Origin of the sequence: Novosphingobium rhizosphaerae (assembly GCF_050920675.1) — a bacterium.
GTDB lineage: Bacteria > Pseudomonadota > Alphaproteobacteria > Sphingomonadales > Sphingomonadaceae > Novosphingobium > Novosphingobium rhizosphaerae.
Genome location: NZ_CP137861.1, coordinates 1,267,759 through 1,285,589 on the forward strand (window position 1 = coordinate 1,267,759; position 17,831 = coordinate 1,285,589).

At 62.6% G+C, this 17,831-nt stretch carries 25 protein-coding genes; 18 read left to right on the forward strand and 7 right to left on the reverse strand.

Annotated features, from left to right (window positions below; translation table 11 throughout):
- The first annotated feature begins 55 nt into the window (after positions 1–55).
- Together R9J51_RS05835 and R9J51_RS05840 are read left to right on the forward strand one after the other, a co-directional pair.
- Positions 56–379, forward strand: coding sequence for a hypothetical protein (locus R9J51_RS05835; protein ID WP_008068553.1), 324 nt, complete (start codon positions 56–58; stop codon positions 377–379).
- 23 nt (positions 380–402) lie between these two features.
- Complete coding sequence (locus tag R9J51_RS05840) at positions 403–822, forward strand: hypothetical protein (RefSeq protein WP_050805626.1); 420 nt, start codon at positions 403–405, stop codon at positions 820–822.
- Here R9J51_RS05840 and R9J51_RS05845 read toward each other — a convergent pair.
- Entirely contained in the window at positions 819–1,292 is a 474-nt protein-coding gene (locus R9J51_RS05845; protein ID WP_008068551.1) for a MucR family transcriptional regulator, read from the reverse strand. The two genes, R9J51_RS05840 and R9J51_RS05845, sit on opposite strands and share 4 nt — an antisense overlap.
- A gap of 243 nt (positions 1,293–1,535) precedes the next feature.
- Here R9J51_RS05845 and R9J51_RS05850 point away from each other — a divergent pair, with 243 nt between their 5' ends.
- From R9J51_RS05850 to R9J51_RS05865, 4 genes are read left to right on the forward strand one after another with little or no spacing between them, the layout of a single operon-like run.
- The gene (locus tag R9J51_RS05850; RefSeq protein ID WP_008068550.1) at positions 1,536–1,886 is read left to right on the forward strand and encodes a hypothetical protein; all 351 of its coding nucleotides are present in this window, start codon (positions 1,536–1,538) and stop codon (positions 1,884–1,886) included.
- A 23-nt stretch (positions 1,887–1,909) separates the two neighbouring features.
- A complete protein-coding gene (locus R9J51_RS05855) occupies positions 1,910–2,287 on the forward strand; it encodes a DUF3768 domain-containing protein (protein ID WP_008068549.1) in 378 nt (125 codons plus the stop codon).
- On the forward strand, positions 2,287–2,574 hold the full coding sequence (locus R9J51_RS05860) for a hypothetical protein (protein ID WP_008068548.1): 288 nt from the start codon (positions 2,287–2,289) through the stop codon (positions 2,572–2,574). Before R9J51_RS05855 ends, R9J51_RS05860 begins: the two co-directional genes overlap by 1 nt.
- Positions 2,575–2,600: 26 nt before the next feature.
- Complete coding sequence (locus tag R9J51_RS05865) at positions 2,601–3,458, forward strand: DUF7146 domain-containing protein (protein ID WP_008068547.1); 858 nt, start codon at positions 2,601–2,603, stop codon at positions 3,456–3,458.
- Between the two features lie 8 nt (positions 3,459–3,466).
- Here the strand turns inward: R9J51_RS05865 and R9J51_RS05870 are convergent, their stop codons facing one another.
- On the reverse strand, positions 3,467–4,006 hold the full coding sequence (locus R9J51_RS05870; RefSeq protein ID WP_432787981.1) for a plasmid pRiA4b ORF-3 family protein: 540 nt from the start codon (positions 4,004–4,006) through the stop codon (positions 3,467–3,469).
- 158 nt (positions 4,007–4,164) lie between these two features.
- Complete coding sequence (locus R9J51_RS05875; protein ID WP_066763960.1) at positions 4,165–5,535, reverse strand: IS1380 family transposase; 1,371 nt, start codon at positions 5,533–5,535, stop codon at positions 4,165–4,167.
- Between the two features lie 303 nt (positions 5,536–5,838).
- Between R9J51_RS05875 and R9J51_RS05880 the strand changes: the two genes are divergently transcribed.
- From R9J51_RS05880 to R9J51_RS05900, 5 genes are all read left to right on the forward strand, one after another.
- Positions 5,839–6,330 carry a GIY-YIG nuclease family protein gene (locus R9J51_RS05880; protein WP_179506094.1) on the forward strand — a complete coding sequence of 164 codons (492 nt, stop codon included), beginning with the start codon at positions 5,839–5,841 and terminating at the stop codon, positions 6,328–6,330.
- A 58-nt stretch (positions 6,331–6,388) separates the two neighbouring features.
- Positions 6,389–7,759 carry an IS1380 family transposase gene (locus tag R9J51_RS05885; RefSeq protein ID WP_066763960.1) on the forward strand — a complete coding sequence of 457 codons (1,371 nt, stop codon included), beginning with the start codon at positions 6,389–6,391 and terminating at the stop codon, positions 7,757–7,759.
- A 598-nt stretch (positions 7,760–8,357) separates the two neighbouring features.
- Positions 8,358–9,194: an IS5 family transposase gene (locus R9J51_RS05890; RefSeq protein ID WP_036500702.1), complete on the forward strand. Its 837-nt coding sequence runs from the start codon at positions 8,358–8,360 to the stop codon at positions 9,192–9,194.
- A 32-nt stretch (positions 9,195–9,226) separates the two neighbouring features.
- Positions 9,227–9,607 carry a DUF736 domain-containing protein gene (locus R9J51_RS05895; RefSeq protein WP_008068542.1) on the forward strand — a complete coding sequence of 127 codons (381 nt, stop codon included), beginning with the start codon at positions 9,227–9,229 and terminating at the stop codon, positions 9,605–9,607.
- A gap of 243 nt (positions 9,608–9,850) precedes the next feature.
- A complete protein-coding gene (locus R9J51_RS05900; RefSeq protein WP_008068541.1) occupies positions 9,851–10,300 on the forward strand; it encodes a DUF736 domain-containing protein in 450 nt (149 codons plus the stop codon).
- 64 nt (positions 10,301–10,364) lie between these two features.
- Here the strand turns inward: R9J51_RS05900 and R9J51_RS05905 are convergent, their stop codons facing one another.
- Positions 10,365–10,595, reverse strand: coding sequence for a helix-turn-helix domain-containing protein (locus R9J51_RS05905; protein WP_008068540.1), 231 nt, complete (start codon positions 10,593–10,595; stop codon positions 10,365–10,367).
- Positions 10,596–10,775: 180 nt separating this feature from the next.
- Between R9J51_RS05905 and R9J51_RS05910 the strand changes: the two genes are divergently transcribed.
- From R9J51_RS05910 to R9J51_RS05925, 4 genes are all read left to right on the forward strand, one after another.
- Positions 10,776–10,958 (forward strand): hypothetical protein, encoded by a 183-nt coding sequence (locus R9J51_RS05910; RefSeq protein WP_008068538.1) that lies wholly within the window; start codon positions 10,776–10,778, stop codon positions 10,956–10,958.
- 530 nt (positions 10,959–11,488) lie between these two features.
- Positions 11,489–11,818 (forward strand): single-stranded DNA-binding protein, encoded by a 330-nt coding sequence (locus R9J51_RS05915; RefSeq protein ID WP_008065144.1) that lies wholly within the window; start codon positions 11,489–11,491, stop codon positions 11,816–11,818.
- A gap of 97 nt (positions 11,819–11,915) precedes the next feature.
- Positions 11,916–12,242 carry a hypothetical protein gene (locus R9J51_RS05920; protein WP_008068535.1) on the forward strand — a complete coding sequence of 109 codons (327 nt, stop codon included), beginning with the start codon at positions 11,916–11,918 and terminating at the stop codon, positions 12,240–12,242.
- A gap of 166 nt (positions 12,243–12,408) precedes the next feature.
- Positions 12,409–13,032 carry an NUDIX hydrolase gene (locus R9J51_RS05925; RefSeq protein WP_018076144.1) on the forward strand — a complete coding sequence of 208 codons (624 nt, stop codon included), beginning with the start codon at positions 12,409–12,411 and terminating at the stop codon, positions 13,030–13,032.
- 194 nt (positions 13,033–13,226) lie between these two features.
- Here R9J51_RS05925 and R9J51_RS05930 read toward each other — a convergent pair whose 3' ends face one another.
- On the reverse strand, positions 13,227–14,597 hold the full coding sequence (locus R9J51_RS05930) for an IS1380 family transposase (RefSeq protein ID WP_066763960.1): 1,371 nt from the start codon (positions 14,595–14,597) through the stop codon (positions 13,227–13,229).
- A 579-nt stretch (positions 14,598–15,176) separates the two neighbouring features.
- On the opposite strand from R9J51_RS05930, the gene R9J51_RS05935 reads away from it, so the two are divergent.
- Complete coding sequence (locus R9J51_RS05935) at positions 15,177–16,136, forward strand: DUF2493 domain-containing protein (protein ID WP_008068532.1); 960 nt, start codon at positions 15,177–15,179, stop codon at positions 16,134–16,136.
- Between the two features lie 130 nt (positions 16,137–16,266).
- Here R9J51_RS05935 and R9J51_RS05940 read toward each other — a convergent pair whose 3' ends face one another.
- Together R9J51_RS05940 and R9J51_RS05945 are read right to left on the reverse strand one after the other, a co-directional pair.
- Entirely contained in the window at positions 16,267–16,656 is a 390-nt protein-coding gene (locus R9J51_RS05940; protein ID WP_008068531.1) for a type II toxin-antitoxin system VapC family toxin, read from the reverse strand.
- Positions 16,643–16,915, reverse strand: coding sequence for an AbrB/MazE/SpoVT family DNA-binding domain-containing protein (locus R9J51_RS05945; protein ID WP_018076143.1), 273 nt, complete (start codon positions 16,913–16,915; stop codon positions 16,643–16,645). The genes R9J51_RS05940 and R9J51_RS05945 overlap by 14 nt, the downstream gene beginning before the upstream one ends.
- 189 nt (positions 16,916–17,104) lie before the next feature.
- On the opposite strand from R9J51_RS05945, the gene R9J51_RS05950 reads away from it, so the two are divergent.
- A complete protein-coding gene (locus R9J51_RS05950) occupies positions 17,105–17,359 on the forward strand; it encodes an antitoxin (RefSeq protein WP_008068523.1) in 255 nt (84 codons plus the stop codon).
- Positions 17,356–17,673, forward strand: coding sequence for a type II toxin-antitoxin system RelE/ParE family toxin (locus R9J51_RS05955; protein WP_008068522.1), 318 nt, complete (start codon positions 17,356–17,358; stop codon positions 17,671–17,673). The genes R9J51_RS05950 and R9J51_RS05955 overlap by 4 nt, the downstream gene beginning before the upstream one ends.
- The last annotated feature ends 158 nt before the right edge of the window (positions 17,674–17,831 follow it).

The following is a 17,831-nucleotide window of genomic DNA, read 5'->3' on the forward strand; positions in this document are numbered from 1 at the left end:
TTGTCGTCCATTGTCAGGCATTCCGCCTGCCGAATGGCTTCGGGCCTACACAGCCATGGTGGCGTCGATCCGCACCGGCATGGTTCGAGAGATGCGATCCTTCGCGCCCGTCCACCGCTGGCGCGGGACGGCGCAAAGGGTGCTGCTGCGCAATCCCTATGCCGACATCGGCCTGACCTGCTTCGACAAGCAAGCCGCTGTCTGGATCGGCGAGCGGATCGACCGTGACTACCGCATCCGCTGCGAATGGAGCGATGTCTCTGTGCCGGCCCGTCACTGGCTCGCCAGCATCGCGCCGACTTTTGCGGCCTGCGCCGAGCGCCTTGGCTTTGTCCCCATCGACACACCCATCGATCAGCCTTGGCTCGAAGCCGCCTGATCGCGTTCCTTCAGGAGATCCCTATGTCCCCCCGACTGCCTACCTCTGGCAAATGGCGCGAAGGCAGCCTTGGCCGCACCACTGCTGACTGGCCTTTCGATTGGGTTGCCGAAATCACGGCGATCGACCCTTTGACCCACAGCTACACCTGCATAGCCACGGTCCGGCAGGCCGGAACCCGCCGCTACGACGAGGCGCTATCCAACCTGCGCCTGATGACCCGAGCGCCCGCCATGTTCCGGATACTGCAAGCTGTCACCCAAGTGCTAGACATGAGCGATCCAGACCACGATGCCTTTGTCGATAGCGCCGCGGATTGCCTTGATGCGCTGCTTGAGCAGCAGGAACCCTTGCGGGCTCTGCTGAACGAATTCAGGACTGTGCAAGTGCCTGTGGCAGTCAATGATGTGAGTGACGCGTCATGCGACTCCGATTTGCGTTAGCCGTCAATCGCTACAGTCAGTTTCTTGCGCCGTGTTGCCTTCGGTTTGGGTGCAAGCGCAGACGCGGTTTCGACCACCGCCTTCGGCTTGCGGCCAAGCCCGATCTTCACCGCCAGTTCCTTGCGCTTGGCGGCATAGTCGGGCGCGACCATGGGGTAGTCGGCGGCCAGGTTCCAACGGGCGCGGTATTCGGCCGGGCTCAGGCCATGATCCGTCGACAGGTGCCGCTTGAGCATCTTCATCTTCGCGCCGCATTCGAGGCAGGCGATGGCATCGGCCTTGACCGACGAGCGCACCGAAACGGCAGGCTCGCGTTTCTCCTCCACCGGCGCGGGGGTCTGACCCAAGCCCGCAAGCGAGGCATAGACCGACTGGATCAGCAGGGGTAGTTGGTCAGCCGCAACGGCATTGTGGCTGACATGGGCGGATACAATATCGGCAGCCAGGGTCAGCAGCGTTTCGTCGGCCATAAAAATAACGCCCTCATCCATTCGGTGACAATTGTTTCATAGCGCAACTTTATGTGATCGCGATGATCCGGCATCCAGAAATCCCCCATAAATAGATTGGGGTTCCTCTCGAATTGATGGACCAATCTGCGCTTGCACCCTTTCTCGCAAGGTGCGTTCAATCCGCCGGACAATCAGGGTGTCAAAGAGTGGAGGTGGAGGCGGCGGTGCGAGCAATTCCGCTCGCCCGAAAGGTTACGCCTCATGCTCACCGACAGCGAACGCTTCGCCTTCACAGCCCGGCGCATTCACGGCTTTGCCAGCACCGGTAATGCCTATGACGCGACCCAGACCGATGATCGGATCTCCAGCGGCGACACGCTGCTGATCCTGCCCGAGGGCGTTGTCGGCGTGGCCCATTGCTGGCCCTTCGCCGTCACGCAAATGACGGGCAAACTCCACGGCGTTCAGCCGAAGGCGCATGAAGCGCTGGGCGATTTCGCTGCTGCTTTCAACATCAACACCGCCGACATCGAAGCCGCCATTGCGCTTGCCATGGCGCTCGGCTTCGCCATCGATCCCGCGCTGGCCGCGCTCATCGCGCCCATCGCCTGACGCCCATCCACCGGAGAACCATCATGCTGACCACCGCTACGCCGGCGGGCGCTGACGCGCGCCTGGAACAGATTGCCCGGCTCAATGACCGCACCCGCCTTGGCCTCGACCGCAGCGCTCGCGTAGTCATCACCCGCAATTGCCTCGAACGCCTGGCTGAGGCCGAAGGGGCGCCCGAGGAGACCATTGTCCTGCAAGCCCGCCTGATGGCGGCCTTTCGGCATTGCACCTTCTCGGAAGACAGCCCCGAGCGGGACTTTGCCGCTATCGAGTTTCTCGGCCGCAAGGTGTGGATGAAGATCGATTATTACGACGCGGCGATGGAGTTCGGCTCGGAGGATCCTGCCGATGCCTCGATCACCACGCGGGTGATGACCATCCTGCTTCCCGAGGATTACTGATGTGCGGGCAGCTTGTCGTTGACCGCGCCCACGAAAGGTTCGGCGCCGAGGTCACCATCGCCGACCTCGCGCGCCATTCCTTTCCCGACTTCAACTGCAACATCGTCCACATCTACGAGGTCTGGGCGCGACTTGAGGAGGACTGGCGTTTCGAGCTCGATCGCGATGCCAGCACGTTGGAATATGCCACGGGTGTATCGGCGCGCTTCAAGGACGGCTCGACCCTCCACATCAGCGCCTGGGCCGATTGCTGCGACGGCTCTGGCTGCCGCCATTGCCGCGGCTGAGCCTATCCTTTCAGGAGCCTTCGATCATGCGCTTTCAACCCACCGCTGAGACGCTGGCCATCGTCGCCCGCCTCGGAGGTCATTGGAATGGTCGCTATGCGCTGGTGCCGTGCCCGGCGCATGAGGATCGCACGCCTAGCCTGTCGATTCGGCAAGGGCGGCATTCGATCCTCGTCCATTGCTTTGCCGGATGCGATGGCGCGGATGTCATGCGGGCCGTCCGGCATGTGCTGGGGCATAAAGTCGGCAGCCAGCGGGCCTTGCCCGTGCCAGCCAATGACCGGCCCGCGCCGTTTCAGCACCTATGGTCCGAAGGGGTGGCGATCGAGGGGACACTGGCTCACCGCTATCTGTTCGAGATCCGGGGCATCAGCTTGAAGCCGCCTGATGTGCGGTTTCACGCTGCTTGCCCGATGGGGCGCGGCCCATCGCCCAGACGCCTGCCAGCCTTGCTGGTCGGCGTCTTCCGAGCGCAGCGCCTGATTGCCATTCAACGCTTGTTTCTGGACCCTGCAACTGGCCAGCGCACGCATCGCATGATGCTGGGCAACTCGCGTGGCGGAACCTGGCCTGCCAGCTTCGCGGGCGACACCATGCGTATCGCGGAGGGTTTTGAGACAGCCTGCGCCTATCGCCAACTTACAGGCCGCGAGGCTGGCACCTGCTTTGGTCTGCGCAACTATGCTGGCTTCGCCGTCGGTTCTGGCATCCGGCAGGTCGTCCTCCTGCCTGACAACGATCAAGAGGGAATGCAGGCGGCAGGCGCTGCGATCGCGGCGCGGCAATCGCCCCAGCAGCCCTCCAGGCTTGAGCGCTGCCCTTCTGGTTTCAACGATTGGGCGGATGCGCTTCGTCTGGGTGGCGGAGCCAGGACTGCGGCCTGACCATCAAGTCAAATTTGCCGCTGGCGGTAATCGCCGCGGCAGGCACGCATGGCTTTGCCGATGGCTTTGTTGGTCGCCTCAAGGTCGAAACGCTCTGGATTAAACTTCTTGCCGGCCCAGAGACGCATGGCTTTGTGCTCTTCATGCTCGGGGTCAAGCCATGCCTCCAAAAAGTCGGCATAGCCGGGGTATCCGCCCACATCTTCTGGCGGGCCTGCCCGCTCGCCGGTGGTGCAGCGCGGATACTTGACGCCGTCTTCCTGCTCGGCCCGGCACAATACGAGCTTGTGCTGCCAATCGTCGCCAAAGTCGTACTGGTAGGTGATCGTGAGTGTCGCATCGACCTCATAGGGAAAGGTCAGATCCTTGAGCTGGACTTCGGTCGCCTCGAACACCCGAGGGCCGTAGGAGGAATCCTCGATGGCCTCGGGCGCGCCGATGGTCAGGCCCCCGACATGGAACTGATGCAGGTGGCTGTCGGTCCACCCGAAGGCTGCCTGCAACACCTCGTGAAGCTGCGCAAAATTGAGATCACTAGCCCGGCTTATTCATGAGCCCGCTGCACTGGGGCGTGCCGGGTTTGATGTGTCGGTGGCCGCGTGATCCGGGCGCGCGGTTTCGGCGGCGTTTTTCGCCGCAGCAAAACCGATGGCTTTTCGAGGTTGATGGGCGATGGCTCGGGCTTTGTGCGGCACAGCCGCGCTGGCTATGTCGGCGCTGGCCGGAGACTGGTGGCGATGGCTTTGAACACGCCGGCGTCGGGGCATGCTGACGCGAAGGCGACACGGATGCGCGAGGCGGTCTCGATGACGCGGGCGGCGACCTTGAGCAGCCGCAGGCGCAGCGTTGCGAACTCGGCAGTGGCCAGAGAGGTGGCCTTGGGGATGGCCTGCTGGACGCGCCACATCAGCCAGTAGGCGGCGGTATGCAGGATGAGGCGCATCTGGTTGGCATTGGCCGAGCGGCACGAGGTGCGATCGCTGGCCAACTGGGTCTTGTGGCGCTTGATCAGGTTTTCGGCTTGGCCGCGCGCGCAATAGAGCGTGTCGTAAATGTGCTCGGGCGAGCCTTCTGTCAGCGAGGTGACGACATAGCGGATGTCCATGCCCAGCGTGCTGGCCTCAATCCGGGCGACGACGCGGCGTTGGCTCTTCCAGCTTTTGGCGCCGTAGCGGGTCTCGACATAGTTGCGCAGGACCGGATGTTGGGCCTGGGCCCGCTTGACCGCGCAGGCATCGGCGACGGCAACGATGGCCGGATCGGCCCGCAGCGCGGCGTTGGTCGGCAAGCCGAACACGTAATCGACCCCGGCCGCCTCGCAGAACGCCATGATCTCGGGACGGGCGTAGTGCCCATCGCCGCGGATGGTGATGTGGGTATCGGGCCAGTGCTGGCGGATATGACGCACCAGGCGCCGGATGTGGCCGGCACCTTCGGCACCCGACGGCGTCTTGCCAGTGCGCAGCAGCATCGCCACCGGCCGCCCGCTCGCGGTATCGTACACATGGATCGGCAGGAAGCAGCGCTCACCGTGATGTCCGTTCCAGAACGAGAGCTGCTGATAGCCGTGCACGACATCACACGTGTCATCGATATCCAGCGTCACCGCCGCCGGTGGGGCCGGATAGCTGGCACAGTAAACGCCGATCATCGCGACCATCATCCGGGCCAGTTCACGCGTGGTCGGTGCATTCTCCCAGCGGCTCATCGTCGGTTGGCTGGCCAGCCCCGCGCCCGATCCCGGCAACTTGCCCAGCGCCAGGCGGAAGCCCGGATCGTCGCGCAGGGCATCGAGATCATCGGCGTCCTCATAGCCACACGTGATCGCGAACACACGGGCACGCAGAATGTCATCGAGGCGATGGATCACCCGCGTCGGGTCACGCGGATCGGCGATGCACGCAGCAAGCTGCCGGCAGATCCCCATCGCGCGCTCGGCCTGCGCCAGCAGCAGAACGCCGCCGTCAGAGGTCAGCCGGCCACCGTCGAACGCGGTTGTGACCTTCTTGCCGCCAACCGCTGGAAACGAAAATCCCGGTGCGCTATCATCGCTCCCGGCGGGTGTGGTCCGTGGCATAAATTGCCTCGCTGAAGGACTGGTCTAGACACCCATTTTCCTACTGCAAAGCAATCGCTTACGCCACTCCCGCCAACCCTCTCACCCGCCGCGGTGAATAAGACAGGCTAGGCAATTCCAGCGTGCGAGTGATCTCGGGCTCGATGCCGACAATCCGGGCTTCGACGCGAATGATGTAGGCGTAGGGATCATAAGGCTTGGACATAACTCAACATTGCCTGTGGCTGGCCATTGCTGCAAGCATGATGCGCAGCAAGCGCAGACCATAGAAAATACGCCCCTTTTGGCCTAATCTGAAAAACTATGGAACCCGACCGCCCCCTATCTCCACTGACTTGGCATCGCGGACCGAGATCGCAGTTCAATCTCGATCACGACCATGGACTTTATGCGCTGTTCTTACGCAACGGTGCTGAACTGAAAGGCATCACCCCCGGTGAAGAGGGCTTGCTCTACATCGGTCTTGCAGCGAACCGTAAGGGCCTCAAAGGTCGCTGCCATTTCAATGCGTCGACACGAAATCACTCTCCGCGAAAGAGCTTGGCGGTTCTGCTCATGGAGAAATTGACGCTCGAGCCTGTCTTGGTAGTGAAGCCCGCTTCTCGAAACACCTGGAGCTTGGCGCCGGCCTCCGAGCAACGGCTGACGGCTTGGATGCTGGAGAACCTGGAACTGGCGCCTTACCACTGCTCTTACCCGGAGCCCCTCGAGACAGAATTGATCGGGCGCTTTGCCCCACCGCTTAACCTGTCTTATTCACCGCGGCGGGTGAGAGGGTTGGCGGGAGTGGCGTAAGCGATTGCTTTGCAGTAGGAAAATGGGTGTCTAGACCAGTCCTTCAGCGAGGCAATTTATGCCACGGACCACACCCGCCGGGAGCGATGATAGCGCACCGGGATTTTCGTTTCCAGCGGTTGGCGGCAAGAAGGTCACAACCGCGTTCGACGGTGGCCGGCTGACCTCTGACGGCGGCGTTCTGCTGCTGGCGCAGGCCGAGCGCGCGATGGGGATCTGCCGGCAGCTTGCTGCGTGCATCGCCGATCCGCGTGACCCGACGCGGGTGATCCATCGCCTCGATGACATTCTGCGTGCCCGTGTGTTCGCGATCACGTGTGGCTATGAGGACGCCGATGATCTCGATGCCCTGCGCGACGATCCGGGCTTCCGCCTGGCGCTGGGCAAGTTGCCGGGATCGGGCGCGGGGCTGGCCAGCCAACCGACGATGAGCCGCTGGGAGAATGCACCGACCACGCGTGAACTGGCCCGGATGATGGTCGCGATGATCGGCGTTTACTGTGCCAGCTATCCGGCCCCACCGGCGGCGGTGACGCTGGATATCGATGACACGTGTGATGTCGTGCACGGCTATCAGCAGCTCTCGTTCTGGAACGGACATCACGGTGAGCGCTGCTTCCTGCCGATCCATGTGTACGATACCGCGAGCGGGCGGCCGGTGGCGATGCTGCTGCGCACTGGCAAGACGCCGTCGGGTGCCGAAGGTGCCGGCCACATCCGGCGCCTGGTGCGTCATATCCGCCAGCACTGGCCCGATACCCACATCACCATCCGCGGCGATGGGCACTACGCCCGTCCCGAGATCATGGCGTTCTGCGAGGCGGCCGGGGTCGATTACGTGTTCGGCTTGCCGACCAACGCCGCGCTGCGGGCCGATCCGGCCATCGTTGCCGTCGCCGATGCCTGCGCGGTCAAGCGGGCCCAGGCCCAACATCCGGTCCTGCGCAACTATGTCGAGACCCGCTACGGCGCCAAAAGCTGGAAGAGCCAACGCCGCGTCGTCGCCCGGATTGAGGCCAGCACGCTGGGCATGGACATCCGCTATGTCGTCACCTCGCTGACAGAAGGCTCGCCCGAGCACATTTACGACACGCTCTATTGCGCGCGCGGCCAAGCCGAAAACCTGATCAAGCGCCACAAGACCCAGTTGGCCAGCGATCGCACCTCGTGCCGCTCGGCCAATGCCAACCAGATGCGCCTCATCCTGCATACCGCCGCCTACTGGCTGATGTGGCGCGTCCAGCAGGCCATCCCCAAGGCCACCTCTCTGGCCACTGCCGAGTTCGCAACGCTGCGCCTGCGGCTGCTCAAGGTCGCCGCCCGCGTCATCGAGACCGCCTCGCGCATCCGTGTCGCCTTCGCGTCAGCATGCCCCGACGCCGGCGTGTTCAAAGCCATCGCCACCAGTCTCCGGCCAGCGCCGACATAGCCAGCGCGGCTGTGCCGCACAAAGCCCGAGCCATCGCCCATCAACCTCGAAAAGCCATCGGTTTTGCTGCGGCGAAAAACGCCGCCGAAACCGCGCGCCCGGATCACGCGGCCACCGACACATCAAACCCGGCACGCCCCAGTGCAGCGGGCTCATGAATAAGCCGGGTTAAGCTATTGATAAAATGTGAGGGATATGGATCATCCCGTTCGGCAAGCTCCTGGACATACTGTTCGAGAGATTGCTCTGGAGGGGGCGAATCTGGGCTTGATGCAGTCACTACGATACCCTTTGTTTCTTATATGGAACACAGTTCCATCGATAAGTGCTTTAGTTCCGGCCTGTTTCTAGACCAGTCATTGGGCTGCTATCTTGTCGTTCCAAGTTTCACTTGGCAATCAGAAACAGCCATAAAATCAGCCCGCGAGTGAAGCGGATGGAGGATGAGTGTCATGGGCGCAGGCGCCCAGAGACGCATCCAACCCTGCGGCCCACTGGAATGTAAGACGGGGCCCTTGCTAAGAGCCCGCCCCGAAAGTTGTTGAGCAATACCAGTATGTTGTGATTCACGCCTCTTTGCGAAGAGATGGAGTGAACGATGGCATGGACTGGTATTGCCCGGCAGGAGCATAGCCGAAAAGGATTGCGTTATTCCAGCGATATGACCGACCGGGAGTGGGCTTTGGCAGCGCCGTTCATCCCTGCGGCCAAGCGGGGAGGTCGGCGCCGGACAACAAACATGCGCGAAGTCCTGAACGCCTTGCTCTACATTGCGGCGAGCGGTTGCGCGTGGCGGCTTCTGCCCAAATGCTTTCCGCCGGTTTCGACGGTCCAACGCTACTTCTACGTCTGGCGCAACGCAGGCTTGCTCGAGGCGATGAACACGGTACTGGTCATGAACCTGCGCGAGATCGAAGGACGCGAGGCAAGCCCAAGTGCCGGTGTGGTCGACAGCCAGTCGGTCAAAACCACCGAAAGTGGTGGCCCTTGCGGCTATGACGCAGGCAAGAAGATCAAGGGCCGCAAGCGGCACATCCTGACCGACACCTGCGGCTTCCTCATCTTCATTCTCGTGCATACCGCCGATATTCAGGACCGCGATGGCGCCGTCGATGTGCTCAAGGCCGTGCGGCGGCGCTTCCCCTGGCTGCGCCATGTCTTTGCCGATGGCGGCTATGCGGGCGACAAACTCCGCGATGCCATCGCCGGTTCGGGCCAGTGGACGATCGAGATCATCAAGCGGTCCGACAAGGCCAGGGGTTTTCAGGTTCTGCCGCGCCGCTGGGTAGTCGAGCGCACCTTCGCATGGCTCGGTCGATGCCGCCGCTTGGCCAAGGATTGGGAAACAACCATCGCCTCGTCCACCGCCTGGGCCACAATCGCCTCCATCCGCATGCTCACCCGCAGAACCGCAAGATATTGCTACGCTTGGTGATCTTTCGAGTCAGGCACTAAAGGAAAACCTGCATGAACATCGGCACCATTCGCGCTAACGATCGCGGCGCGCTGACCGGCAGCATCACCACGCTCACCGTTGCCATGAGCTTCGGCCTGCGCGGCGTTACCTCGTACCATCCCAATGCCCCGCTTTACGAAATCTACACGCGCAGCCCAGCGGGCGCCGCCGTCCAGATCGGCGCGCTGTGGGAGCAGACCTCGAAGACGACCGGCGAATGCTTCCTGCAAGGCCGGATCGATGATCCTTCGATGGCGCGGCCGCTGCCGATCAGCGCCTTTCGCCAGAGCGACGGCAGCTACAGCGTCGCCTGGCTGCGCCCCCAGCGCCGTTCCGGCTTTCGTGTGTCGGCCTCGGCGAACGACAATCCCACTTATCTCGACGCGGCCTGACGGCTTGGCTGCGAAGCCTCGGGCGATGTTCGCTCGGGGGCATCATTCTCCTGCCTGCGGCGCTTGGCGTCATGTCGGGTTGCAGGCCTTGCTCGGCTCCGTCGGCGCGGCGCTGGGCGGCCACCGGGCGGGGAGGAGTTGAGGGGATTGAGGATGGGTGTCTGGGGCCAAGGGGCCAAAGACGCGAACCAACCTTCGGCACCCAGGACGCAAGAGGGTGTCGGGCCAGAGGAGAATACGGCCATGAATATCGGTGAACTGAAGCTCAACGGCGCTGGCGTTTACATGGGCAAGATCCAGACCGCTACGCTCGACCTCGTGGTGGGCTTGCGCCCGGTCAATTCCAGCAACGCCGCCGCCCCCAAGTATGACGTGATGGTCCGCGCCAAGAATGGCCAGTTCATCCCCGTCGGTGGCCTGTGGGAGAAGACCGCGAACAATGGCGGTGACACCTTCCTTCAGGGCCAGATCGATGATCCCAGCTTTGAAGCCCCGCTGTCGATCGCGCTCTTCTCGCAAGCCGATGGCGCGCTCAACATCGCCTGGTCGCGCCCGCGTCGTCGGGCGGAGGCTGGCTTCGCCGAAACGGCCGTGATGGGCGCAGCCAATGATGGCTTTGCCGCCGGTGCGGATGACCGCCGCGACGCTTCGCCCTTCGGCGATCTCGAACCGGGTTTTGCCAAGGCGGCCTGACGCCAACCTCCAGGATGCTTGTTCCTATGGGCGGCCCGTCTCACGACGGGTCGCCTATTTTCGTTCAATGCTCGGTGGGATCTTCGAGGTCGGGGCGAACCAGATCGACATGGCTGACGCCCAGCGCCAAGGACAGCTCATAGAGCGTGATGACGGTCGGATTGCGCCGTCCACGCTCCAAGCTGCTGAGATATTGCTGGCTGAAGCCAGAACGCTCCTCGACCTGCTCCTGAGTCAGACCTTGATCCCGACGCAGGCGCGCGAAATTCCGGCCAACCAGTTTACGCATGTCCATGCATGCAAGGATCGCGATTTACACACTTTGAGTTTATCAACTATAATATGTAATCAAGCCTCTCTGGGCATTTCGTCTCATCACGGGCCGACGATCATCATCAGCTCCGCTTGCGCAAGTTTTGTCACGCTTGTCTGATAACCGGTGTTTCCTCGACCGATCTGCCAAAGGCATCCTTCAATGACCGATCATCTTCAATCGCTTGACCGGGACGAGTATCAGGCGATTACCGCGACACTGGCCGAGATCAAGGCACGGCTCTTGGACGCCGGAGATCTGCTGGCAGCCATGCACATCGATCATGCTCTGCAATGCCTTGATCCCGAAAACCCCCTCAACCAGCAGGCTGCCGCTCAGGCCTGAACGATCAGCACTCAGCTTATACGCCTGTTGTGGCGGGTCCGCTTCGTCTCGAATGAGTGCAGCATCGCCGGTGACAACCAGTCGCCCTGCGGTGGCTGGCGAACGCCTGCCGGACTCTACGCCGTGGGTGTAATCCTGTGGGTCGGAGCCAAGCCATGCTCTGGACCTCTTGCCTGGCGACCATGAAACGGTGGCATGAAGCGAGTGCGGGCAAGCAGGCCCTTGGCAGCGCCAAGCAAGGCACCTGATTTCAGGGCGGCCCGACAGCCAAACACAACCTTGGTCGAACATCTCCGGGCAATCTGACCGGCAAGCCATCCCGCCAGAAAAGGGATGAACACTACGCCCGCGCGGGACCGTCGCAACCCCCAATTGTCGACCGAGTTACCTCCCTGCGGTCGGCGCCCGCACCACTCGAAAAATGGAGGTTTCCCTGCGCTGCGCTCCGGTGCGGCGGCCCCTCAATCGCGGGCTGCGCTTCAGTTCATCCCGGCGGGAAAGGCTCGCCGGTAAGATCTGGAGACATCGAAATGAACAAGGTTTTCCTGTCCGGCCGCATCACCTCCGACATCAGCCGCTTCGGCACCGACAGCAAGGGCGGCGTCAGCTTCACCCTCGTCACCAGCAGGCCGGTCATCAAGGACGGCCAGGTCGTCAAGGGCGACGATGGCTACGCCGAAACCTACGACCAGTTCCACACCATCAAGGCCTTCAACGGCCTCGGCAAGTCGATCGCCAACCACAAGAAGAAGGGCGACAAGCTGATTGTCACCGGGGAGATCCGCTACACCAGGAACGAGAAGGACGGGCGGACCTACTACAACACCGAGATCGTCGCTGACGAGATCGAGTTCATCTGACCCAGACGGGCGGGCCGCCCCAGCGATTTCGCAGAAATCGCGAAACAATGGCGGGCCGCCCCCAAAAATCGGACAAGCACCTTTCGGGAGCAAGCCCATGTTTTACACCTCGGCCTTCGATGAATTCGCCTGCGTCCCCTGCGGCATCACCGTCACCAACCCCGCCATGGTCGCCCGCATCCGGGCGCAATCGGCTCATCTCACCGATTACGATATCGCCGCGCATCTCGGCAACGCCATAGCCTCGTCCACCGACGCCGCGCACGGCCTCGCCTGGGAACAGAGCCAGTTCGGCGAAGCTCGCGCCGAAACCCTTGTCGATGCGGAATATTTCGACGACCTGGTCGCCGCCTGGAGCCTGGTGGCCAGCGAGCGCGGGATCGACAGCCTCGACGGTTTGCTCATCGATGTGGTGGTGCATTGAATGCTGATCGGTTGGGCACCGACAGGTGCCCAACCTACTTCCGTGACGGCGTTGCCACACCTTGTTCGAGATGTCCTCGCCGAGCTCCAGAGATTTGCGAACGCCTATCCCAGCTTGCGCGTGACCCGAAACATGCCATGTTCAACCGCTGCATCTGGAGGGTATTATGGAACCGCAATGGCTAACCTTTGGCAAGCGACTTCAAGCCATCGCATCGACGGGGATCCATTACTCACGTGATGAGTTCGACCGAGAGCGGTATGAAGAGATCGCTCAGATTGCCAATGAAATGCTTGCCACGCTGGGCAATGTTCCAGTCGAGCGGATCGAGGGGCTGGTTTCGGATTTCGCGCGAGGCTACGCGACACCGAAAGTTGATGTTCGCGGCGCGGTGATTGAAGATGATTCAATTCTCCTGGTCCGCGAACGTAGCGATGGGTTGTGGACCTTGCCCGGCGGTTTCGCCGATGTTGGCCTTTCCCCCGCTCGAAATGTCGAGAAGGAAATTCTCGAGGAGGCAGGGCTGCAAGTTGCCGCGCGAAGGCTCTATGGTGTGCGGCACAAGGCCGGATTGGGCTATCCGCCGGATGTTCGCGATTTTTACAAGATGTTTTTCCTGTGCGATCGGAATGGCTACGGCGATACCCGGCCGGGCGCGGAAACCGTTGAGGCTCGCTTCTTCGCCATTGACGATTTGCCACCACTCTCGCGGGCGCGGACCATCGAGAGCGATATAGCAGCAGCCTTTGCGTTCTCAGCGGATGCGGCGAGGCCGGCATTTTTCGACTAATAGCGGCAAGGCGTGAATGTCACTAGCCCGGCTTATTCATGAGCCCGCTGCACTGGGGCGTGCCGGGTTTGATGTGTCGGTGGCCGCGTGATCCGGGCGCGCGGTTTCGGCGGCGTTTTTCGCCGCAGCAAAACCGATGGCTTTTCGAGGTTGATGGGCGATGGCTCGGGCTTTGTGCGGCACAGCCGCGCTGGCTATGTCGGCGCTGGCCGGAGACTGGTGGCGATGGCTTTGAACACGCCGGCGTCGGGGCATGCTGACGCGAAGGCGACACGGATGCGCGAGGCGGTCTCGATGACGCGGGCGGCGACCTTGAGCAGCCGCAGGCGCAGCGTTGCGAACTCGGCAGTGGCCAGAGAGGTGGCCTTGGGGATGGCCTGCTGGACGCGCCACATCAGCCAGTAGGCGGCGGTATGCAGGATGAGGCGCATCTGGTTGGCATTGGCCGAGCGGCACGAGGTGCGATCGCTGGCCAACTGGGTCTTGTGGCGCTTGATCAGGTTTTCGGCTTGGCCGCGCGCGCAATAGAGCGTGTCGTAAATGTGCTCGGGCGAGCCTTCTGTCAGCGAGGTGACGACATAGCGGATGTCCATGCCCAGCGTGCTGGCCTCAATCCGGGCGACGACGCGGCGTTGGCTCTTCCAGCTTTTGGCGCCGTAGCGGGTCTCGACATAGTTGCGCAGGACCGGATGTTGGGCCTGGGCCCGCTTGACCGCGCAGGCATCGGCGACGGCAACGATGGCCGGATCGGCCCGCAGCGCGGCGTTGGTCGGCAAGCCGAACACGTAATCGACCCCGGCCGCCTCGCAGAACGCCATGATCTCGGGACGGGCGTAGTGCCCATCGCCGCGGATGGTGATGTGGGTATCGGGCCAGTGCTGGCGGATATGACGCACCAGGCGCCGGATGTGGCCGGCACCTTCGGCACCCGACGGCGTCTTGCCAGTGCGCAGCAGCATCGCCACCGGCCGCCCGCTCGCGGTATCGTACACATGGATCGGCAGGAAGCAGCGCTCACCGTGATGTCCGTTCCAGAACGAGAGCTGCTGATAGCCGTGCACGACATCACACGTGTCATCGATATCCAGCGTCACCGCCGCCGGTGGGGCCGGATAGCTGGCACAGTAAACGCCGATCATCGCGACCATCATCCGGGCCAGTTCACGCGTGGTCGGTGCATTCTCCCAGCGGCTCATCGTCGGTTGGCTGGCCAGCCCCGCGCCCGATCCCGGCAACTTGCCCAGCGCCAGGCGGAAGCCCGGATCGTCGCGCAGGGCATCGAGATCATCGGCGTCCTCATAGCCACACGTGATCGCGAACACACGGGCACGCAGAATGTCATCGAGGCGATGGATCACCCGCGTCGGGTCACGCGGATCGGCGATGCACGCAGCAAGCTGCCGGCAGATCCCCATCGCGCGCTCGGCCTGCGCCAGCAGCAGAACGCCGCCGTCAGAGGTCAGCCGGCCACCGTCGAACGCGGTTGTGACCTTCTTGCCGCCAACCGCTGGAAACGAAAATCCCGGTGCGCTATCATCGCTCCCGGCGGGTGTGGTCCGTGGCATAAATTGCCTCGCTGAAGGACTGGTCTAGACACCCATTTTCCTACTGCAAAGCAATCGCTTACGCCACTCCCGCCAACCCTCTCACCCGCCGCGGTGAATAAGACAGGCTAGGCGCCTGCCCGCGCCCGCGCCTGCGGCACGGTCACCGCGCTCTATTCCGCCCGCAGGCGGGCTCCACCGAGCCCCGTTTGGGTCTCGGCCCATTCGGGTGACGATCGACTGGCGCGGGGCGCTTGGGGCACCGTAGCGTACCCCTGAAACCAACAATCTCTCTCTCTCGTAGTCCGAGTCTGGCAAGCTGGCCGGGCGCTTGTGCAAGGATGCGCGGTGCCCCCAATTTTGCGGCGGGCCAGCCCACCACAAAATCGGCTCCCCCACGCCCCGCTGGCGCGGCGTCAACCGGGGTCTGGCAGCGCTTTGTGGTCGCATCGCTGATGCCAAAAACCGGTTCCCACTTTTTGGCGCGATGCTCCGGCGCAGCCAGCTTCCCGGCCAACGTCCCTGACAAGCTGGTCCAGCTCGCCCCCTGACCTCCCGTCATCACGAGGATGACGAACAAGAAGCCTTCTGGAGGTCACCATGACGCAAGCATTCGCCAATTTCGAAGCCCTCTCTGCCTTCTACCGTGAGCAGATCGAAGTCCCCGGCTTTGACACTGCCTTCACCGAGCAAGGCAGCATGGCGCAACTCTCGGTTCACGACGAACCCGCCGCCACCGACATGCCCGACCCGCAGGCCGCGCGCGGCGCGATGGAAATGGTCATCGGCACCGTCTTCGATCTCTTCCGCGGCACCCGCATGGAGGAATTCGGCCAGGACATCGTATGGGGCATCGTCAACAGCTTCCACGTCACCTCCCAGCGCATCGAGAAGCGGGAGGACGAAGCCACCAGGAAGCTGGGCGACATGGCCCGCGCCTTTGACCCTTCCGAAATCTACGCCGTCGAACTGGAAGAAACCCAGCGCATCGCCCAGACCCTGATGGACTGCCGCGAGGCGATGGAGGCCATGCGCGACTACGCCGGCGAGATCTACCGTGTCGAAACCGGCCGCCCGTTCTCGACCGTCAAAGGCACCCGCGTTTCCTCCGGCCTGACCGCCAGCCAGATCGAGGCCCGCGATTTCCTCGCCGCCCGCGCTGCCAAGCGCCGCGAAGACCACGCGCCCACTGGCCCGGTGGTGATCTTCTCCGGCGGCACCGACTGGCACGACCACGAACTTCTCTGGCAGGCTCTTGATGAAACCCACGCCCGCGTGCCCCACATGCTCCTCGCCACCACCGCCCAGCACAAGGGTTGCGACCAGATCGCTCACGCCTGGGCTGCCGCGCGCGGCGTCAAGACCGTCCGCTTCACCCTCAACCGGGCACTGGGCAAGCGCGCAGGCTTCGTTCGCAACGAACAACTGCTGAATTTGAAACCGGTCCACGCCATCATCTGCGAAGGTTCGGGCCTCCAGTCCAACCTCTTGAGCCGCGTGCGTGAGGCAAACCTGCCCCATCACGCTTTCGCCCAGCGTCACCAGCGCGCCGCTGCCTGACGTTTCGCCAGTAATCCGGGGGAGGGCGCCGCATCAGCGGCGTCCTCCTTCTCTTTTTCCGATGGCAGGAGGCACGCGGACGTAGGGGCGGGGCAAGCCCCACCCCGGGCCCACGCGCCTGATCGTGCGATCAAAGCAGCAGGACAGGGACCCGGGAAAGGCCTTTGGCGCGTTTGGCCAGTTTACGGTCAAAGGTCACAAATTCGCGGCAATGACCAGACCTTGCCAGATGGAGAGCATCGGCAAAATCCATGCCTTGTTCCAGTCCTTCAAGCGCCATGGCAACCTGTTCCGGCTCTTCCATGGTCAGGCCCGGAAGCCCGCCCAGCGCGCGCAAGGCGTCCACGATCTGCGGAGCGGTAAAGTCATATCCGGCACGCAATACCCATTCTGTCTCAAGCACAACACTCACGCCCAGAAACGTCTCTCCACCCAACACAATCTGGCGGGCGGCTTGAGCCTGATCAGCATCGTCAGCCACCAGCAGGCGCACCACGACATTGGTATCAATCGCGCGCACGCCGTTTGGCCTCCTCGGCAATCACGGCATTCATATCGTCAACCGACAAAGCAGGCTTGCTGGAATGCAACCTGCCAAAAACATCCTCGATGCTGGTTGTCGCGAAAACCGGCATGGATTTTAGCAGAACCCCGTCGGGCGTATCCTCGACGATCAGCTTGGTACCAGCGGACCAATACCGCTGGTCACGGATCGCCTTGGGCAGAATAACCTGCCCCTTGGTGGACACGGTGGTCGTAATCCGATCCTGTATGCCCATGGCATTATCCCTTGGTAAGACGAAAGTAAGATAGATGATCTTGCCCCATTCCGCAAGCCACCTGAACTCTTGTCGAGGGCCAGAGGTCTATCCGTGCGGCGCGCCTGATCCAAATCTACTGGTGATGAGGCTGGCCACAAACCCACATTTGCGGTAATGATGCTTTGTTGTAGCCGCCAAGAGGTCGTCATGAGCCGCCTGACCATCGACATCACCAGTCAACAGCATCAGAGCCTGAAGGCGCTGGCTGCCCTGCAAGGCAAGACGATCAAGCAATATGCGCTCGAGCGTCTGTTCCCCGCTGATGCGAGTGGCGATCAGGCTTGGCGCGAATTGCAGACGCTGCTGGGCGAACGCATCGAGCAAGGTTTGGCTGGTCAGACCTCGGCCTTGAGCATCAGTACCATCGTCGATGAGGAACTGGGCACGAGCCAAGCCTCTTGAGCCACGGTTACGTCCTGACAGCGGCGGCCGAGGCTGATGTCCGGTCGATCGTCCGCTACACCCGCCAGCATTGGGGCGATGCGCAAGTTCGCGCCTATATGGCCAAGCTCGAGCAAGGCATCGCTCGTCTCGCGCAAGGCTTGGGCTCCTACCGTGACATGAGCGATATGCATCCCGGCCTGTGGATGGCCCGCTGCGAGCATCACTATGCCTTCTGCCTTAAGCGCGACATCGATCCACCGCTGATTGTCGCCATCCTGCACGAGCGGATGGACCTCATTCAACGGCTCGGTGACCGGCTGTCCTTGGTCTGAATTGCCATGATGCGGATGGCTGGTCGGCGCCTAGGCCGCAGCCAGGAACCCGGTGACCAGCAGACATCCTCAAGCGTCCACGGACAATCTTGAATGCCCAGTTCCTGATGGAATTTTGGGCACACCCTACGCGGCATGCCGAAAAAAAATATGGGCCA

What these genes read in the sequence shown, in the direction of transcription:
- R9J51_RS05850 (WP_008068550.1), top strand. Translation starts at nt 1,536, where the DNA reads ATGCTCACCGACAGCGAACGCTTCGCCTTCACAGCCCGGCGCATTCAC.
- R9J51_RS05925 (WP_018076144.1), top strand. Translation starts at nt 12,409, where the DNA reads ATGGAACCGCAATGGCTAACCTTTGGCAAGCGACTTCAAGCCATCGCA.
- R9J51_RS05885 (WP_066763960.1), top strand. Translation starts at nt 6,389, where the DNA reads ATGCCACGGACCACACCCGCCGGGAGCGATGATAGCGCACCGGGATTT.
- R9J51_RS05930 (WP_066763960.1), bottom strand. Translation starts at nt 14,597, where the DNA reads ATGCCACGGACCACACCCGCCGGGAGCGATGATAGCGCACCGGGATTT.
- R9J51_RS05905 (WP_008068540.1), bottom strand. Translation starts at nt 10,595, where the DNA reads ATGGACATGCGTAAACTGGTTGGCCGGAATTTCGCGCGCCTGCGTCGG.
- R9J51_RS05935 (WP_008068532.1), top strand. Translation starts at nt 15,177, where the DNA reads ATGACGCAAGCATTCGCCAATTTCGAAGCCCTCTCTGCCTTCTACCGT.
- R9J51_RS05900 (WP_008068541.1), top strand. Translation starts at nt 9,851, where the DNA reads ATGAATATCGGTGAACTGAAGCTCAACGGCGCTGGCGTTTACATGGGC.
- R9J51_RS05855 (WP_008068549.1), top strand. Translation starts at nt 1,910, where the DNA reads ATGCTGACCACCGCTACGCCGGCGGGCGCTGACGCGCGCCTGGAACAG.
- R9J51_RS05880 (WP_179506094.1), top strand. Translation starts at nt 5,839, where the DNA reads ATGGAACCCGACCGCCCCCTATCTCCACTGACTTGGCATCGCGGACCG.
- R9J51_RS05840 (WP_050805626.1), top strand. Translation starts at nt 403, where the DNA reads ATGTCCCCCCGACTGCCTACCTCTGGCAAATGGCGCGAAGGCAGCCTT.
- R9J51_RS05835 (WP_008068553.1), top strand. Translation starts at nt 56, where the DNA reads ATGGTGGCGTCGATCCGCACCGGCATGGTTCGAGAGATGCGATCCTTC.
- R9J51_RS05950 (WP_008068523.1), top strand. Translation starts at nt 17,105, where the DNA reads ATGAGCCGCCTGACCATCGACATCACCAGTCAACAGCATCAGAGCCTG.
- R9J51_RS05890 (WP_036500702.1), top strand. Translation starts at nt 8,358, where the DNA reads ATGGCATGGACTGGTATTGCCCGGCAGGAGCATAGCCGAAAAGGATTG.
- R9J51_RS05910 (WP_008068538.1), top strand. Translation starts at nt 10,776, where the DNA reads ATGACCGATCATCTTCAATCGCTTGACCGGGACGAGTATCAGGCGATT.
- R9J51_RS05895 (WP_008068542.1), top strand. Translation starts at nt 9,227, where the DNA reads ATGAACATCGGCACCATTCGCGCTAACGATCGCGGCGCGCTGACCGGC.
- R9J51_RS05945 (WP_018076143.1), bottom strand. Translation starts at nt 16,915, where the DNA reads ATGGGCATACAGGATCGGATTACGACCACCGTGTCCACCAAGGGGCAG.
- R9J51_RS05865 (WP_008068547.1), top strand. Translation starts at nt 2,601, where the DNA reads ATGCGCTTTCAACCCACCGCTGAGACGCTGGCCATCGTCGCCCGCCTC.
- R9J51_RS05860 (WP_008068548.1), top strand. Translation starts at nt 2,287, where the DNA reads ATGTGCGGGCAGCTTGTCGTTGACCGCGCCCACGAAAGGTTCGGCGCC.
- R9J51_RS05920 (WP_008068535.1), top strand. Translation starts at nt 11,916, where the DNA reads ATGTTTTACACCTCGGCCTTCGATGAATTCGCCTGCGTCCCCTGCGGC.
- R9J51_RS05845 (WP_008068551.1), bottom strand. Translation starts at nt 1,292, where the DNA reads ATGGCCGACGAAACGCTGCTGACCCTGGCTGCCGATATTGTATCCGCC.
- R9J51_RS05915 (WP_008065144.1), top strand. Translation starts at nt 11,489, where the DNA reads ATGAACAAGGTTTTCCTGTCCGGCCGCATCACCTCCGACATCAGCCGC.
- R9J51_RS05875 (WP_066763960.1), bottom strand. Translation starts at nt 5,535, where the DNA reads ATGCCACGGACCACACCCGCCGGGAGCGATGATAGCGCACCGGGATTT.